At 59.8% G+C, this 15,555-nt stretch carries 14 protein-coding genes and 3 tRNA genes; 7 read left to right on the forward strand and 10 right to left on the reverse strand.

The window, feature by feature from the left end; genetic code table 11:
- Positions 1 to 34: 34 nt before the first annotated feature.
- From ABI171_RS18190 to ABI171_RS18205, 4 genes are all read right to left on the reverse strand, one after another.
- Entirely contained in the window at positions 35 to 871 is an 837-nt protein-coding gene (locus ABI171_RS18190) for a cobalamin-binding protein (protein WP_348093977.1), read from the reverse strand.
- A gap of 83 nt (positions 872 to 954) precedes the next feature.
- Positions 955 to 1,794 carry a pantoate--beta-alanine ligase gene (panC, locus tag ABI171_RS18195; RefSeq protein WP_348093946.1) on the reverse strand — a complete coding sequence of 280 codons (840 nt, stop codon included), beginning with the start codon at positions 1,792 to 1,794 and terminating at the stop codon, positions 955 to 957.
- Positions 1,795 to 1,890: 96 nt separating this feature from the next.
- On the reverse strand, positions 1,891 to 2,754 hold the full coding sequence (locus tag ABI171_RS18200) for a ScpA family protein (RefSeq protein WP_348093947.1): 864 nt from the start codon (positions 2,752 to 2,754) through the stop codon (positions 1,891 to 1,893).
- Positions 2,755 to 2,780: 26 nt separating this feature from the next.
- Complete coding sequence (locus ABI171_RS18205; protein ID WP_348093948.1) at positions 2,781 to 2,990, reverse strand: DUF3460 family protein; 210 nt, start codon at positions 2,988 to 2,990, stop codon at positions 2,781 to 2,783.
- Positions 2,991 to 3,158: 168 nt separating this feature from the next.
- On the opposite strand from ABI171_RS18205, the gene bamE reads away from it, so the two are divergent.
- Entirely contained in the window at positions 3,159 to 3,665 is a 507-nt protein-coding gene (bamE, locus tag ABI171_RS18210) for an outer membrane protein assembly factor BamE (protein ID WP_348093949.1), read from the forward strand.
- 7 nt (positions 3,666 to 3,672) lie between these two features.
- Here the strand turns inward: bamE and ABI171_RS18215 are convergent, their stop codons facing one another.
- Both ABI171_RS18215 and metG read right to left on the reverse strand, forming a co-directional pair.
- The gene (locus ABI171_RS18215) at positions 3,673 to 4,152 is read right to left on the reverse strand and encodes a GNAT family N-acetyltransferase (RefSeq protein ID WP_348093950.1); all 480 of its coding nucleotides are present in this window, start codon (positions 4,150 to 4,152) and stop codon (positions 3,673 to 3,675) included.
- A gap of 9 nt (positions 4,153 to 4,161) precedes the next feature.
- Complete coding sequence (metG, locus tag ABI171_RS18220) at positions 4,162 to 6,252, reverse strand: methionine--tRNA ligase (RefSeq protein WP_348093951.1); 2,091 nt, start codon at positions 6,250 to 6,252, stop codon at positions 4,162 to 4,164.
- 206 nt (positions 6,253 to 6,458) lie between these two features.
- Between metG and apbC the strand changes: the two genes are divergently transcribed.
- Positions 6,459 to 7,547: an iron-sulfur cluster carrier protein ApbC gene (gene apbC / locus ABI171_RS18225; RefSeq protein ID WP_348093952.1), complete on the forward strand. Its 1,089-nt coding sequence runs from the start codon at positions 6,459 to 6,461 to the stop codon at positions 7,545 to 7,547.
- Between the two features lie 8 nt (positions 7,548 to 7,555).
- Here the strand turns inward: apbC and ABI171_RS18230 are convergent, their stop codons facing one another.
- Positions 7,556 to 7,900, reverse strand: coding sequence for a cupin domain-containing protein (locus ABI171_RS18230; RefSeq protein ID WP_348093953.1), 345 nt, complete (start codon positions 7,898 to 7,900; stop codon positions 7,556 to 7,558).
- A 148-nt stretch (positions 7,901 to 8,048) separates the two neighbouring features.
- On the opposite strand from ABI171_RS18230, the gene ABI171_RS18235 reads away from it, so the two are divergent.
- From ABI171_RS18235 to ABI171_RS18255, 5 genes are all read left to right on the forward strand, one after another.
- Positions 8,049 to 8,456 (forward strand): DUF4399 domain-containing protein, encoded by a 408-nt coding sequence (locus ABI171_RS18235; protein ID WP_348093954.1) that lies wholly within the window; start codon positions 8,049 to 8,051, stop codon positions 8,454 to 8,456.
- Positions 8,457 to 8,546: 90 nt separating this feature from the next.
- Positions 8,547 to 9,983, forward strand: a complete 1,437-nt coding sequence (gene gltX, locus ABI171_RS18240; RefSeq protein WP_348093955.1) for a glutamate--tRNA ligase — start codon at positions 8,547 to 8,549, stop codon at positions 9,981 to 9,983.
- A 71-nt stretch (positions 9,984 to 10,054) separates the two neighbouring features.
- Positions 10,055 to 10,130: transfer RNA gene (locus ABI171_RS18245), tRNA-Ala, on the forward strand.
- Between the two features lie 73 nt (positions 10,131 to 10,203).
- Positions 10,204 to 10,279: transfer RNA gene (locus ABI171_RS18250), tRNA-Glu, on the forward strand.
- Between the two features lie 165 nt (positions 10,280 to 10,444).
- A tRNA-Glu gene (locus ABI171_RS18255) sits at positions 10,445 to 10,520 on the forward strand.
- Positions 10,521 to 10,723: 203 nt separating this feature from the next.
- Here the strand turns inward: ABI171_RS18255 and ABI171_RS18260 are convergent.
- From ABI171_RS18260 to ABI171_RS18270, 3 genes are read right to left on the reverse strand one after another with little or no spacing between them, the layout of a single operon-like run.
- On the reverse strand, positions 10,724 to 12,142 hold the full coding sequence (locus tag ABI171_RS18260; RefSeq protein ID WP_348093956.1) for a TolC family protein: 1,419 nt from the start codon (positions 12,140 to 12,142) through the stop codon (positions 10,724 to 10,726).
- Positions 12,139 to 14,277 carry a peptidase domain-containing ABC transporter gene (locus ABI171_RS18265; protein ID WP_348093978.1) on the reverse strand — a complete coding sequence of 713 codons (2,139 nt, stop codon included), beginning with the start codon at positions 14,275 to 14,277 and terminating at the stop codon, positions 12,139 to 12,141. The genes ABI171_RS18260 and ABI171_RS18265 overlap by 4 nt, the downstream gene beginning before the upstream one ends.
- Entirely contained in the window at positions 14,274 to 15,530 is a 1,257-nt protein-coding gene (locus tag ABI171_RS18270) for an HlyD family efflux transporter periplasmic adaptor subunit (protein ID WP_348093957.1), read from the reverse strand. The genes ABI171_RS18265 and ABI171_RS18270 overlap by 4 nt, the downstream gene beginning before the upstream one ends.
- Positions 15,531 to 15,555: the final 25 nt, after the last annotated feature.

Below are 15,555 nucleotides of genomic sequence, written 5' to 3' on the forward strand. Positions count from 1 at the left end.
GCGTTCCACAAAGTTAAGGCGCGTTCGGTAAAAATTACCGGCGATGGCTGCGTGCCAGATCCAGTTTCTGGCATAGCTCGGCGGCGCCGTCCAGTATCCGCGGTCCGGGACGACTCATCCAGTTCGGAGTCAGCGTAAAGAGATTATTGCCTGCCACTGCGGCCAGCTTGGGAAAACGTCGCCAGCCGGTGTCGGGGGCGCTGCCGCCATCGGCAGCAAAGATCACCTCCGGATTGGCCGTCAACACCGCTTCGGTGCTGACGGTTGGCGCCAGTTGCGGCAGCGTGCCGAACACGTTTTCACCGCCGCACAAGCGGATCACGCTAGAAACCATGTGGCTGCCATTGAGCGTCATCAACGGCTTTTGCCAGATCTGGTAAAACACCCGCACCGGCGGCCGTTGCTGATAAGTTGTGGTCAGTTGCGCCAGTCGGCTGTTGAAAGCCTTGGCCGCCGCTGCACCGCTATCTTCCGTGCCAGCGAGTTGCCCGAGCCGCAGCAGCGACGAGGCAATCGCTTCCAGCTTGCGTGGTTCGCTTTCAAATACCGGAATGCCGAGCGCGCGCAGCCGGGCCAGCTGGCTGGCCGAGTTGCCGCTGCTCCAGGCCACCACCAGATCGGGTTTGAGGGAGACGATGCGTTCGATATCCAGGGCGCTGCTGCCGCCGACTGACGGAATTTTTTGCGCCGCCGGCGGATAGTCGCTGTAGTCGCTGACGCCGACCAGGTAGCTGCCGGCGCCCGCTGCAAACAGCAATTCGGTTGCATGCGGCGCCAGGCTGACGATGCGATGCGCAGGCTGTGGCAGGGTGACAGTGTGCTGCGCGTCGTCTTGCACCGAGATGGGGGCGGCAGCGGCGAACGGCGTCATTAAACTCCCCACGCCGAGAACGGCTGCCGCCGCCAGTGTCGATGCTTCGCGGTAGAAGAGATTACGCACTGGCGCGGCGCTTCCTATATTTCCAGATTATCGATCAGGCGCGTGGTACCGAGCTTGGCGGCGGCCAGCACCACCAGCTTTTCGCCTTGCGCCAGATCGCCGGCTGCCGGCGCTTGCAGATTGCTGCGCTTGCGGATCGAGATGTAGTCCGGCTGCCAGCCGCGGCCGCCGAGCTGCGCCATCGCCTGTTTTTCCAGCTCCGAAATATCCAGATGGCCGCTGCGTACTTCTTCTGCGACCTGGTTGAGCGTCTTGAACAAGGTCGGCGCTTCGGCGCGTTCTTCTGTCGACAGGTACATATTGCGTGACGACAGCGCCAGGCCGTCGTCGGCGCGCCAGGTTTCGGCGGCGATGATTTCCGTCGGCAGGGCGAATTGCTTGGCCATGTTACGGACGATCATCAACTGCTGGTAATCCTTCTTGCCGAACACCGCCACACGCGGCTGGACACAGGAAAACAGCTTCAGCACGACAGTGGTGACGCCGGTAAAAAAGCCGGGACGGAATTCGCCTTCCAGGGTATTGCCAAGATCATCGGGCGGCTGCACGCGGAATTCTTGCGGCTCCGGATACAGGTCTTTTTCAGTTGGTGCGAAGAGGACGTAGACGCCTTCCTTTTCCAGCTTTTCAACATCGGCGGCGAAGGTGCGCGGGTATTTGTCGAAATCCTCGTTGGGGCCGAACTGCAGGCGGTTGACGAAGATCGAGGCGACGATCGGATCGCCGTGTTTCTTTGCCAGGCGCATCAGCGATAGATGCCCTTCATGCAGATTGCCCATGGTCGGCACGAATGCGGTGCGCAGCTGGCCACGTAGTTGGTCACGTAGTTCTTCAATCGAGGAAATGATTTTCATAGATAAATCTAAGGTGGGTTATTTTTTGTCGGTACGCGCTGTATCTGCTGTATTGCTGGCGTGAAAACACAGCCAGGGTAGCAACGCAAGCGGCAGCTATGCCGGCGCGTAAGTCGGTGAGTAGGCTAGTCGCACGTAAATAGGCGCGAACGGTTCGGCCTGGGTAATTTCGATCAGGGTTTCTTTGGCCAGCTCCAGCATGGCGATGAAGTTCACCACCAGCACCGGCACGCCGCGGGACGGATCGAACAGTTCGGCAAATTCGACGAAGCGCGACGATTGCAGACGCCGCAAAATCCCGGTCATGTGCTCGCGCACCGACAGTTCTTCACGGCTGATGGTGTGGTGGGCGGTCAGCTTGGCGCGCTTGATGACGTCGGCCCAGGCGGCTTGCAGGTCGCCCAGGTTGACGTCCGGCCAGCGCACAACGGTGTTCTGTTCGATGTAGATCTGGGTGCGGACGTAGTCGCGCCCGAGTTGCGGCAGGGCGTCGATCTCGCGCGCCGCCAGCTTCATCTGCTCGTACTCCAGCAGGCGCCGCACCAGCTCGGCGCGCGGATCTTCGGCTTCTTCGTTATCGGTCTTGCGGACCGGCAGCAGCATGCGCGATTTGATCTCGATCAGCATCGCCGCCATCAACAGGTATTCTGCCGCCAGCTCCAGGTTGGTGATGCGGATCTGGTCGACGTATTCCAGGTATTGCAGGGTCACCTGCGCCATCGGGATATCGAGGATATTGAAATTCTGCTTGCGGATCAGGTACAGCAACAGATCGAGCGGCCCTTCGAAGGCTTCCAGGAACACTTCCAGCGCATCCGGCGGAATGTACAGATCGGTCGGCATGCGGAACAGCGGCTCGCCGTACAGGCGCGCGAAGGCGACGCCGTCGATCACGTTCGGCGTCGAATCGGGTCGGCCTTCCAAGGTCAGTTCGGCGGCATCCGACGAATTCTGGCTCATCTGATCTTTACCTGCTCGTGACCGAGTTAGTGATTATTCTGATACACGTAAGGTTGCTGGTCGACGCGCGATTCCTGGGTGCGGTGCTGGCTGTCCAGGTCGATCGGGGTCTTGTCCCACAGCAGGGCGCGGCCGGCGAGTTGCTGTTCTTCCAGTTTCGGATTCTTTTCCTTCAGTTCTTCAACCAATTTGGTGATATCGGATTGGTAGCCGTAGATTTGCTTGGAGAATTTCATGGTTGCTTTGCTTTAAGTGTGGCCAGGATTAGGCGCTATTTTATGCTATTTCGGGCGGGCCTAACGGTTTGTCGACGGCGAGGCCTGGGATTGTTGGGTATCTAAATAGCAACTATATCGTCGTTAAATGGCGATATACTGGGGCAATTATCGGATACGGGAGACTGCATGAAATCTTGGGCGCGTAACATTTTGCTATTGATCGCGCCGTTTCTGGTAGCGGCTTGTGACCAGAACGGTAAATTCATACAGGAGGCGGGCTTGGAGAAACTTAACCGCGGCGTGTCGTCCGAGGCCGACGTGCGCAACGCCATGGGCCAGCCGGACACGGTTTGGGAAAACGAAAGCGGCGAGCGTACCCTGGAATATCCCAAAGGGCCGGCCGGCGCCCGCACCTGGTTTTTCATGATCGGCAAGGATGGCAAGCTGAGTGATTACAGGCAGGTGCTGACGGAAGAGAATTTCGCCCGGATCAAGGTCGGCATGCGCAAGGAAGAAGTGCGGCAGATGCTGGGCAAGCCGCGCACCGTGGTGCAGTTTACGCGCAAGAACGAGGAAGTGTGGGACTGGCGCTATATCCAGAGCGACGCCAGCCAGGCTTTCTTTAATGTCCACATGGATATCACCAGCGGTTTGGTGACAGGGACTTCGGTGTCGCAGGTCTACGGACACTAACCGCGTATTAACGCTTGAGCCAGCGCCGCATCATGACCGGCGGCTCTTCGTGAGGGTTGGTGTGGGCGTATTCCAACTCCGGCGCCAGTTCGAATTCAAACACAGCATACAGGTCGGCCACCTTGGTTTGATCCGCCCGCACCGCGAGTCTCAATTCGTTGATATCAGCGCCATGGGCGCGATGGATAAGCGCTTCCATCAGATGCTGCGATAAACCTTGGCCGCGATGGGCCGGCAGCACGCCCATGCGCAGGATTTCCCAGACATCGGTTTCAGTATCTGACGGCAGCCAGCGCAACGAGCCGACCGGCGTTTCATCCAACAGCAGAATGAAACCGCCGCCGCGTTGCAGGTCTTGCTGCACCTGCTCGGCGTGTTCGCGATGGCCTCTGGAACTGACGGCGACCCGCTCGGCCCAGCAGGCGCGGGTCAGATCGGCGATCAGTGTGGCATCGCCGGCGCTGGCTTCGCGCACTTGCAGGTTCATATCGCCGTCTTAGCTGACCCGCATGCCTGGCTCGGCGCCCGGCCATGGCGTCAGCACATAGATGCCCGGATTGGTTTTGCCATCGGCGGCCGAAGCAGCCAATACCATGCCTTCCGAGATGCCGAACTTCATCTTGCGCGGCGCCAGGTTGGCCACCATCACCGTCAGCTTGCCAACCAGTTCTTCCGGCTGGTAGGAAGATTTAATACCGGAAAATACATTGCGCAAACGGCCTTCGCCGACATCCAGCGTCAAGCGCAGCAGCTTGTCGGAACCGTCCACGTGTTCGCAGTTGACGATCTTGGCGATGCGCAAATCGACTTTGACGAAATCGTCGATCTTGATTTCGGCAGCCAACGGTTCGATGTCGCTGGCGGCGGCATCTGCAGCCAGTGTTGCAGCAGCAGCTGGCTCCGGGGCATCAAACAAGGCATCCAGCATCTTCGGTTCAACCCGTGTCATCAAGTGAGAATAAGCATTGATGACATGGCCGTCGGCCAGCGGCTTGGCGACATCGCCCCACACCAGCGGCTGGATTTGCAGGAACGTTTCGACTTGCGTCGCCAGCGCCGGCAACACCGGTTTCAGGTACAAGGTCAGGATGCGGAACGCTTCCAGCAAACGGCTGCAGACTTCATGCAGCAGCGCTTCCTTGCTCGGATCCTTGGCCAGTTCCCATGGCTTGTTGGCGTCGACGTAGGCGTTGATGACGTCGGCTTGTTCCATCACCGCGCGCAAGGCCTTGCCGTATTCGCGGCCGTCGTACAGCGCCTGGATGTCGGTCGCTACCGCACGCAGCTTGGCCAGGAACGGATCGCTGTCGGTGGCCCAGGCGGTGCTCAGCTTGCCGTCGAATTTCTTGGCGATGAAGCCGGCGGCGCGGCTGGCGATATTGATATACTTGCCGATCAAATCGGAATTCACGCGCGCCACGAAATCGTCCGGGTTGAAATCCAGATCTTCCACCTTGGCGCTCAGTTTGGCGGCGATGTAGTAACGCATCCATTCCGGATTCATGCCCAAGTCCAGGTAGCGCAGCGGCGAGATGCCGGTGCCGCGCGACTTCGACATTTTTTCGCCGGAGACCGTCAGGAAGCCGTGCACGAACACATTGTTCGGCACCTTGAGGCCGGAGAAGTGCAGCATGGCCGGCCAGAACAGCGTGTGGAAATAGGTGATGTCCTTGCCGATGAAGTGATACTGCTCGGTCTTCGGATCGGCCATGAAGGCGTCGTAGTCGCGCCCGGTCTTGCCGAAATAATTTTTCAGCGAAGCCAGGTAGCCGACCGGCGCATCCAGCCAGACGTAGAAATACTTGCCCGGCTCATCCGGAATTTCGATGCCGAAGTAGGGTGCGTCGCGGCTGATATCCCAGTCGCCCATGCCGCCGTCGCTTTCCAGCCATTCCTTGGCCTTGTTGGCGACTTCCGATTGCAGTCGTGGCTTACCGTCGACATTGCCCAAGGCCCAGCCGCGCAGGAATTCCACGCATTGCGGGTCCGACAGGCGGAAGAAAAAGTGTTCCGACGATTTCATCACCGGCGTCGCGCCGGTCAGGGTCGAGTACGGATTCTTGAGGTCGGTAGGGGCATACACCGAGCTGCACACTTCGCAGGAATCGCCGTACTGGTCCTTGGCGCCGCACTTCGGGCATTCGCCCTTGATGTAACGGTCCGGCAGGAACATGTTCTTGACCGGATCGTAGAACTGTTCGATGGTCTTGGTCGAGATGAAGCCCGCCGCTTTCAGCTTGCGATAGATGTCGCGCGACAGTTCATGGTTTTCCGGGCCGTCGGTCGAATGCCAGTTGTCGAAGGCGATGTGGAAGCCGTCCAGGTATTGCTTGCGGCCGGCCGCGATCTGCGCCACGAATTCCTGCGGCGTGATGCCGGCTTTCTCGGCGGCGATCATGATCGGTGCGCCGTGAGCGTCGTCAGCGCCGACGAAATTGACTTCATGGCCCTGCATTCGCTGGAACCGTACCCAGATGTCAGCCTGGATGTATTCCATGATGTGGCCGATATGAAACGCTGCATTGGCGTAAGGCAGGGCGGTAGTAACGAATAACTGGCGTGGAGTTGAAGTCAAAGTAATGCTCATTTGGTAATGAATTTGCAACGTCAAGCGCTGCTGGTTGGAATAAAACAGTGATTTTAGCAGTGCCAGGCTGGTTTTCGCTTTAGTACCGATGGATTACCTGCATTTAGGGGCGAGCGCAAACCCTTCCGCCGCCTGGCTTCAGCGGAAAGCCGGCGATTTGGTTTAGACTTGGCGCATCTTATACAGAACTGCATAGAGGAAAAGTAATGAGCATCACGATTGAAGCGGTCAAGGCAGCGTTATCCAGCGTCATCGACCCGAATACCGGTAAAGACCTGGTCAGCAGCAAGTCGGCCCGCAATATCCAGCTGGATGGCGCCAATGTGGCGTTCGATGTCGAGCTGGACTATCCGGCCAAGAGCCAGTTTGCGCTGATCCGCGATGCCGCCGCCGCCGCCGTCGGCGCGCTGGCCGGCGTCGGCCAGGTCAGCCCCAACGTCTATTCGAAAATCCAGTCCCACGCAGTACAGCGCGGCATCAAGCTGATGTCCAACATCAAGAACATCATCGCGGTGGCGTCCGGCAAGGGCGGCGTCGGCAAGTCGACCACGGCGGTCAACCTGGCGCTGGCGCTGGCGGCGGAAGGCGCGCAGGTCGGTATCCTGGATGCGGATATCTACGGGCCGTCGCAACCGATGATGATGGGCATCAGCGGCCGTCCGGAAACCAAGGACGGCAAGACCATGGAGCCGCTGGAAAACCACGGCCTGCAGGTATCGAGCATCGGTTTCATGGTCGATCCGGACGAGCCGATGGTGTGGCGCGGCCCGATCGTGACCCAGGCTTTGCAGCAGTTGCTGGACCAGACCAACTGGCGCGACCTGGATTACCTGATTGTCGATATGCCGCCTGGCACCGGCGATATCCAGTTGACCTTGTCGCAAAAAGTACCGGTAACCGGCGCCGTGATCGTCACCACGCCGCAAGACATTGCCTTGCTGGATGCCCGCAAAGGCTTGAAGATGTTTGAGAAAGTCGGCATTCCGATTCTCGGCATCGTCGAAAACATGAGCACCCACATCTGCTCCAATTGCGGCCATGCCGAAGCGATTTTCGGCGAAGGCGGCGGCGCCAAGATGTGCGGCGAATATGGCGTCGATTTCCTTGGCGCCTTGCCTCTGACCATGTCGATCCGCCAGCAGACCGATTCCGGCACGCCGACCGTGGTGGCGGAACCGGACGGCCCGGTGGCGCATATCTATAAAGAGATCGCGCGCAAGGTGGCGATCAAAGTGGCGGAAAAAGCCAAGGACATGAGCAGCAAGTTCCCGACCATCGTGATCAAGAACGACTAAAAGAACGACTAAACCCCGTCCGCAACCGCATGATGTACCGCCAGCCAGATGGTAGGCTGGGCGGTATCGGTCCATTCAATGCGGTGGCGGCAACGGGCCGGGATGTGCAGCCAGGCGCCTGCTTGCATCACATGTTGTTCCGCCGTGCCTGCCAGCGTCAGGCCGGCGCTGCCGCTGAGCAGCAGGACCCATTCCTCTTGCGGATTGTCGTACCAGAAGCCCGGCGGGCTGGCGTGGCCGGTGGAAATAATCCTTTCGATTTTCAGGCCGTCCCGTTCATGCAGCAGTTCGAACACTTCCGCTGAACCGTCTGGCGGCAGGTTGGTCAATAGATTGCCGTGGGCAACTTGCATGGTAATTCCTTCCTGAAAGCGAAGCCGGCGGCATCGCAGTATTATTACACCCGGTTATTGCACTCGGTAAATTGTTCGGCCGCTAGCGCCGGCGCCTCCGGTCAGGCGAGGCGTGCAATTATCTCTCCTCCACATAAAGGACAAGACAATGAAATCACGTATTTTTTCCCTGCTGTTTTCCGCCACCCTGCTGAGCGCCAGCCTGTTGCCACAAATGGCGCATGCGGCCTCCGTCTCATTCATCGAACCGGCCGACGGCGCTGTCGTCAGCAGCCCGTTCACCGTCAAGTTCGGCGTCAGCGGTATGGAAGTCAAGCCGGCCGGCGACATGATGCCGAATACCGGCCATCACCATTTGCTGATCAACGAAGACAGTATTCCGGCAGGGCAGTCGATTCCGATCGATGACAAGCATTTGCATTTTGGCAAGGGACAGACCGAGACCAGCGTCACGCTGCCACCGGGCAAATACAAGCTGACCATGCAGTTCGCCAACGGCGTACACCAGTCCTACGGGCCGGAGCTGAGCAAAACCATCAACGTGACAGTCAAGTGAGTCCTGGCGGTTCCATCCGCTGCTGCAACGCGGTAAAATGAGTTTTTCCTTGATAACGGCTTTGGCATGCCAAGGCCGTTTTTATTTATCATGACTGCTAGCACTTCAGCTTCAACTCCAACTACTCCGACCGGCAAGGTGCGTACCCGCTTTGCGCCCAGCCCGACCGGCTACCTGCATCTGGGCGGAGCCCGTACAGCATTGTTTTCCTGGGCTTTTGCACGCCATTTCGGCGGCACTTTCGTGTTGCGCATCGAAGATACCGATCTGGAGCGTTCGACGCCGGAAGCCGTGCAAGCGATTATCGACGGCATGCAGTGGCTGGGCCTGGAGCACGACGAGGGTCCGTTCTACCAGATGCGCCGCATGGACCGCTATCGCGAAGTGATCGCGCAGATGCTCAAGGATGGCACGGCGTATCACTGCTATTCGTCGCCGGAAGAAGTGGAAGCGATGCGTGAACGCATGCGCGCCGCCGGCGACAAGCCGCGCTACGATGGCACCTGGCGTCCGGAAGGTGGCAAGACTTTGCCGCCGGTTCCCGCCGACCGCAAGCCGGTGGTGCGTTTCAAGAATCCGCTGGATGGCGATGTCAGCTGGGATGACGTAGTCAAGGGCAACATCACCATCTCCAACAAGGAAATGGATGACCTGGTGATCGCTCGCCCGGACGGCACGCCGACCTATAATTTCTGCGTTGTGGTGGACGACTGGGACATGCAGATCACCCACGTCATCCGTGGCGATGATCACGTCAACAACACACCGCGCCAGATCAATATCCTGAAAGCCTTGGGCGCTAGTCTGCCGCTGTACGGCCACGTGCCGATGATCCTCGGCGCCGACGGCGAAAAACTGTCGAAGCGCCACGGCGCGGTCAGCGTGATGGATTATCCGGCGCAAGGTTATCTTCCGGAAGCGATGCTGAACTATCTGGCGCGCCTCGGCTGGAGCCATGGCGACGAAGAAGTTTTCAGCATGGCGCAGTTCTGCGAGTGGTTCAACCTGGACCATTTGTCGAAATCGCCGGCGCAATTCAATCCGGAAAAACTGGCGTGGATCAATAACCACTACATCAAGCTGGCCGACAACGAACGCCTGGCGACCATGGTCAAGCCTTTGATGGAACAGGACGGCGCCGATTTCAACGGCGCGCCGGATCTGGCGAAAGTCATCGGCTTGCTGAAAGAGCGCGCCCATACCGTCAACGAAATCGGCGTTGCCGCCATGCTGTTCTATCGCAAGCCGACGCCGGATGCCGCCTTGCTGACGCAACATTTCACCGATGCGGTCAAACCGGCGCTGGCCGATTTCGCGCAACGTTGCGCCACGGTCGAATGGAATAAGGAAAGCCTGGCGCCGATGATCAAGGAAGTGCTGGCCGCGCATACCTTGAAGATGCCGCAGTTCGCCATGCCTTTGCGCCTGATGGTTACCGGCCAGCTGCAAACGCCGGCGATCGACGCGGTGCTGGAATTGTTTGGCCGGGAAGCCGTGATTGCGCGTTTGCAGCCTTATCTGGTGTAAATCTGCAATAAATCTGCAAATCGGGATTTACAAGGTCTAAATAACTTTGCTATAATCTCGCTTCTGCAAACGGGGGTATAGCTCAGCTGGGAGAGCGCTTGCATGGCATGCAAGAGGTCAGCGGTTCGATCCCGCTTACCTCCACCAGCAAATCTGGTAGCAGAATTAGTATGAATGCAGTTGCAGTAACAAGGCAGCAAACGTAGTACGGACAGATATTGTCCCCATCGTCTAGAGGCCTAGGACATCACCCTTTCACGGTGAGTACGGGGGTTCGAATCCCCCTGGGGACGCCAGAATTCTTCTGGTATCGACAGGTAAGCGAAGCAGGAACTGGTCGCAGATTTTCGGTACCGAGTGTATTCGATACAATCAAGAAGGCCGCCCGATGCGGCCTTTATTGTTTTTATCAGTAGCAACAAGCAGCAATAAGCAGCAACGGCCAGTACGGACAGATTACTGTCCCCATCGTCTAGAGGCCTAGGACATCACCCTTTCACGGTGAGTACGGGGGTTCGAATCCCCCTGGGGACGCCAAAACAGAAAAAGCCCGCGCAAGCGGGCTTTTTTGTTTTGGTGACCACAAGTAAGCCGCCTGCGCGGCTTACGCGGGGGATGAGAAGGGAATCGCTTGCAAGCGATTCCGCGGCCTGCGGCATGTAGGCGAATCCCCCTGGGGACGCCAAAACAGAAAAAGCCCGCGCAAGCGGGCTTTTTTCGTTGCGTGCAAATCCAATCCATTAAATACCGTCAATTCGCAAACGCCCCAAACTGGCGGCAAGACGCAATCTCGCAGTCTGCCAGCTGGTCAGCGACAAAATACGCTGTTGCTGTGCGCTTGCCAGGTCGCTTTGCGCCCTCAGCAATTCCAGGATAGTGCCGACGCCGGCCTTGTAGCGCCCCTGCGCCACGTCGAAGGACTGGCGGGCGCTGCGTAGCAGGATGTCGGTGCTGTTCAGGTTTTCGGCTTCGGTGCGCAAGGCCTGGTGGCTTTTCCATACTTCCAGCGTGACTTGCTGCTCGATATTGGCGAGCTCGGCTTCCTTGCTCTCGGCCTGGGCCCGGGCGCCGCGCGTCTTGTAGTTGCGGCTGAAGCCGTCGAACAGCGGAATGCTGACTTGCAGGCCGATGCTGCGGCTACTGATGGTTTGCTTGGATGATACCTGGGTGATCGGCGTATCGCTGCGGTCGCCGGTAGCGAACAGCGATAGTGTCGGCCGGCCGTCGGCGTTGGCGGCGTCGGCTTGCGCTTGCGCCGCCTTCCATTGCGCCTGCGCCGCCAGGATCTTCGGATGGCTGCGCACGGCGTCGGCGATCAACTGGCCGACCGCTTGCTGCATCAGCGGCGCATCGGCGGCGTCGGCCAGCGGCGCCAGCATCAGCGGCGTATTGGGACGCCAACCCATGGCGATAGCCAGGCTGCCGAGCGCATTCTGCAGATCGCCGGCGGCTTGCGCGCGCTTCAGGCTGGCCTGGGCATAGGCGGTTTGCGCTTGCAGCTTGTCGGCCAGCGCGCCTGCGCCGGCCAGGTATTTGGCGGCGCTGGCCTTGAAGCTTTGTTCTGCGGCTTGCTCGGCTTCAGCGGTGGCCGCCAGCATGGCTTGTGCGGCCTGGGCTTCGTAGAAACTTTGCACAGTGCTGAGGAATATCGTTTGCAGCATATCGTCTTGGGCAGCGTTGGCGGCGTTCAGCAATTGCCGCGCATTTTCCAGGTTGGCGGCGCGCAGGCCGAAGTCGTACAGCACCCAGTTCAGACTCAGGTTGGCGCTGCTGCTGTGGGTCTTGAGCGAGGAATTATTGTCGGGGAAATCGGGATAGGTATAACGGTTATCGGCTTTGCTCCAGCTGCCGCTGCTGGTCAGCGTTGGCAGGTAGGCGGCGCGGCTGACGCCGACGGTGGCGGCTTGCACTTTGACATTGGCCCATGCCTGGCGGGTTTGCGGATTGCGGCACAGCGCCCGTTCGACGGCATCCAGCAAGCTTAGCGGGCTAGGTAGTTGCGCATCGAAGCTGCAGCCGGCGGCGTATCCGGTTTTGGCCGGCGTCGCTGACACTTCATGCATGGTGCGTAGCGGGTCGGACCATATCGATTCCGCGTGCAGCGGCGTCGCCGCCATCCCGGCCAGCGCCAGTATCAAGGCAGGTAATCGAGTGGTCATGCCGCAGCCGTTTCTTGCACTTGCAGCGTCTCTGGGGCGATGATCTTGCCGCCTGCCAGCAGGATGGCGCGATCGGCGCTGTTGATGGTTTCTGGCCGGTGGGCCACGATCACGCGCGTGATGTACATGGTCTTGATGGCGTCGTTGACCAGTTGCTCGCGTTCGATATCGAGATGGCTGGTGGCCTCGTCGAGGAACAGGATCTGCGGCCGCTTGTACAGCGCGCGCGCCAGCAATATCCGTTGTTTCTGACCACCCGAGAGGATGGTGCCCATGTCGCCGACCAGCGTGTTGTAACCCATCGGCATGGCGGCGATATCCTGCTCGATGGCGGCCAGCCGCGCGCATTCTTTGATCCAGGCCTGGTCGGCGTGCGGATCGAAGAAGCTGATGTTGTCGGCCAGCGAACCGGCGAACAGCACATCGTCCTGCAGCACGGTGCCGACCATGCGGCGCAAGGTATCGAGGCCGACCTGTTGCACCGGCTGGCCGCCGATCAGCACGTCACCCTGGCTAGGCGTCAGTATCCCGAGCAAGACATTGACCAGGGTGGTTTTGCCGCCGCCGGAAGGACCGACGATGGCCACCGATTCACCGGCTTCGATGCGGAATGACACATCGTCCAGTACGTAAGGCTCCTGCTCGGCATAGCGGAAGCGCAAACCGCGCACTTCCAGCGATGGCGACAGCGCCGTAGTGTCCTCGCCAATGCCGCGGCCATGCGTGGTTTCCGGCGCCTGCAGCACGATGTCGGCCAGCCGTTCTCCCTGCAATTGCAGCATCTTGAGCTCGACGAATTTGTCGATCAGCGAACTGACGCGGCCATCGAACTGGCCCTTGTAGGCATTGAAAGCCATCAACACGCCGACCGTGAAATTGCCATCCATGACCAGCCGCGAGCCAAGCCAGATGATCAGGATATTCTCGATGCCGAACAACACGCCGTTGAGCGATTTATATAACAGGCTCAGCTTCTGCGTGCGCAGGTCGGCGTTGATCTGGTCCACCAGCAGGCTCAGCCAGCTCGAGCGGCGCTCGTCCTGGCGCTGGAACAGCTTGATGGTCTTGACCCCGCGGATGGTTTCGAGAAAATGCGTCTGCTGCTTGGCGGCATGGATGATTTCTTCTTCGGTGGCGTGCCGCAACGGCGCAAACCAGGCCCAGCGCCCGAGGCCATACAGCAGCATGGCGCCGATCGCAATCCATGCCAGGGTCGGGCTGTAGATGAACATCAGCGCCAGCGTGACGATGGTCATCACGCCATCCAGGATCGCTTCCAGGAAAGAGGTGGTGAGGGTGTGCTGGATGATACCGACCGCACCGAAGCGCGACACCACGTCGCCCAGATGGCGCTTCTCGAAATACGCCACCGGCAAGCGCAGCAGATGGGTAAATACATTAGCCTGCCATTGCACGTTGAGGGTGGTGCTCATGTACATCAGCACCCAGCTGCGCGCCACGGCGACGCCTTGCTGCATCAGCATCAACAAGCCGAAGCCGAGCGCCAGCGTGGTCAGCAGATCGCGGTCGGCGGAGACCAGCACATTGTCGATCACCCATTGCAGGAAGAACGGGCTGACTACCGCAAACACCTCCAGCGCCAGCGACAGCAGCAGGATCTGGCTGAACGAACGATACAGGCCGGTGATGCGGCCCAGCAGGCTGCGCAGCTTCACGTTCTGTATAACGGATGCCGGCTTGAAGCCCGGATTGGGCCACAGCTCCAGGGCCACGCCGGTGAATGCCTTGGCGGCTTCGTCCATTGACAGCTTGCGGATGCCGAAGGCTGGGTCATAGATGGTGACGGAGCGCAGGCCGGCTTCTTGCAGCACCACGAAGTGGTTCAAATTCCAGTGCAGGATGCACGGCAGCTTGAGCTGGCCGAGATCGCTCATCTCCAATTTGAGCGGCCGCGATGCCAGTTGCAGCTGTTCGGCGATGGCGATCAGGTCGCGCAAGGTGGAACCCTTGAGCGAAACCGGGAAACGGCGCCGCAAGGTCGCCAGATCGGTGCGGTAGCCGTGATAGCCGGCCACCATGCCGAGGCAGGCCAGGCCGCATTCGGTGGCCTCGGTTTGCAGCAACAGCGGCAGGGTAGGGGTGAAGCCGAAGGCAAGTCGTTTTAACATGGTCAGAGTTTGCCGGTCAGGCTGTAGAGAGGTTCCAGCACCCATTCATAGAGGCGCAGCTTTTCTTGCCGGACATCGGCGTCGAGCAGCATGCCGGCCTGTAGCGGCTGTTGGCGGCCGTAGGCCAGCACCTGCTGCGAGGCCAGGCGCACGGTGATCCGGTACATCGGCTCGCTGCCGTTGGCGCCGGCCGGAACGCCGATGGCGTTCAGTTCATTGTTTGGCAATGCGGTGCGGGCCACCGATTCGACCACGCCTTTCTGGTGGCCGAACTTTTGGTAGGGATAGGCCTGGTAACGGATCAGCACCTGGTCGCCGGGCCGCACGAAACCGATGGCGCGGCTGGGCGCATACAGTTCGGCCAGCAAGGTGGCGCCGGCCGGCACGATGCTGACCAGGGGCCGGTTGCCATCGACCGCCTGGCCGGCATCGGCGATCACGGCGGTGGCGATGCCGTCTTGCGGCGCAGTGACGACGATGCGGCGCTTGGCTTCGCTTTCCGTCAGTTCCTGGCCGGTGCTGGCAAGGGTGCGGTCGATTTGCGCCAGCTGGTTCTGCTGCTTCAGCGACAGGCCGCCCAGTTCGCTTTGCTGCGCCGACAGTTCGCGGCCGACGCTGATACGGTCGCGCTCCAGGGCTTGCTGGCGGTTCTTCTGGTCGAGCAGGTCTTCCTGCTTTTGCTGGAATTGTTCATGCGAAATGTAGTCTTGCTGCAGCAGGCCCTGGTAGCGCCGCAGAGTGTCCTCTGCCAGCTTGACACGGTCTTGCTGCCCGGCGATCTGCTTGTCCAGCTTGGCGACTTCATTGCCGAGAGCGGCAATCTTGTTACCCAGGCCGACGCGCTCATCCTGTTGCAGCATGCGGGTCTTTTGCCATTCATCGCGCAAGCTGGCCTGACGCTGTTCGACCTGGCTGCTGATGGCGGCCTGGGTCGCGCCCTGGGTGCTGCTCTGGCGCTCGCTTGACAAGACGTACAAGACGTCGCCGGCCTTGAGCGGCTGGCCTTCCTTGACATGCTGTTCGATGACGATGCCGCTTTGCGGCGCATACACTTTGATCAGGCCGCTGCTCGGCAACAACTGGCCGCTGACGGTACTGTGCCTGGTGTAGCTGCCCCAGACCAGGAAGGCGCAAATCAACAGTGCCAACAAGGCTGCGCCGGCGCTCAGGAAAGTGAACGACAGCGGCCGTATCAGGACGATCTCGCCCAGCCATTTGGTTTGTTGAGCGGCCACTGCTTGCTCGCGGAATAGAGTCATGGTGTCTTTAAAATGACAAAAAACA

This window comes from Collimonas sp. (assembly GCF_039923675.1).
Classification (GTDB): Bacteria; Pseudomonadota; Gammaproteobacteria; order Burkholderiales; family Burkholderiaceae_D; genus Collimonas.

Bases quoted from the DNA above. Each gene is read 5' to 3' on its own strand.
- ABI171_RS18235 (WP_348093954.1), top strand. From the start codon at position 8,049: ATGAAATCACGTATTTTTTCCCTGCTGTTTTCCGCCACCCTGCTGAGC.
- bamE (WP_348093949.1), top strand. From the start codon at position 3,159: ATGAAATCTTGGGCGCGTAACATTTTGCTATTGATCGCGCCGTTTCTG.
- ABI171_RS18270 (WP_348093957.1), bottom strand. From the start codon at position 15,530: ATGACTCTATTCCGCGAGCAAGCAGTGGCCGCTCAACAAACCAAATGG.
- ABI171_RS18200 (WP_348093947.1), bottom strand. From the start codon at position 2,754: ATGAGCCAGAATTCGTCGGATGCCGCCGAACTGACCTTGGAAGGCCGA.
- ABI171_RS18215 (WP_348093950.1), bottom strand. From the start codon at position 4,152: ATGAACCTGCAAGTGCGCGAAGCCAGCGCCGGCGATGCCACACTGATC.
- ABI171_RS18205 (WP_348093948.1), bottom strand. From the start codon at position 2,990: ATGAAATTCTCCAAGCAAATCTACGGCTACCAATCCGATATCACCAAA.
- gltX (WP_348093955.1), top strand. From the start codon at position 8,547: ATGACTGCTAGCACTTCAGCTTCAACTCCAACTACTCCGACCGGCAAG.
- metG (WP_348093951.1), bottom strand. From the start codon at position 6,252: ATGAGCATTACTTTGACTTCAACTCCACGCCAGTTATTCGTTACTACC.
- panC (WP_348093946.1), bottom strand. From the start codon at position 1,794: ATGAAAATCATTTCCTCGATTGAAGAACTACGTGACCAACTACGTGGC.
- ABI171_RS18260 (WP_348093956.1), bottom strand. From the start codon at position 12,142: ATGACCACTCGATTACCTGCCTTGATACTGGCGCTGGCCGGGATGGCG.
- ABI171_RS18190 (WP_348093977.1), bottom strand. From the start codon at position 871: ATGACGCCGTTCGCCGCTGCCGCCCCCATCTCGGTGCAAGACGACGCG.
- apbC (WP_348093952.1), top strand. From the start codon at position 6,459: ATGAGCATCACGATTGAAGCGGTCAAGGCAGCGTTATCCAGCGTCATC.
- ABI171_RS18230 (WP_348093953.1), bottom strand. From the start codon at position 7,900: ATGCAAGTTGCCCACGGCAATCTATTGACCAACCTGCCGCCAGACGGT.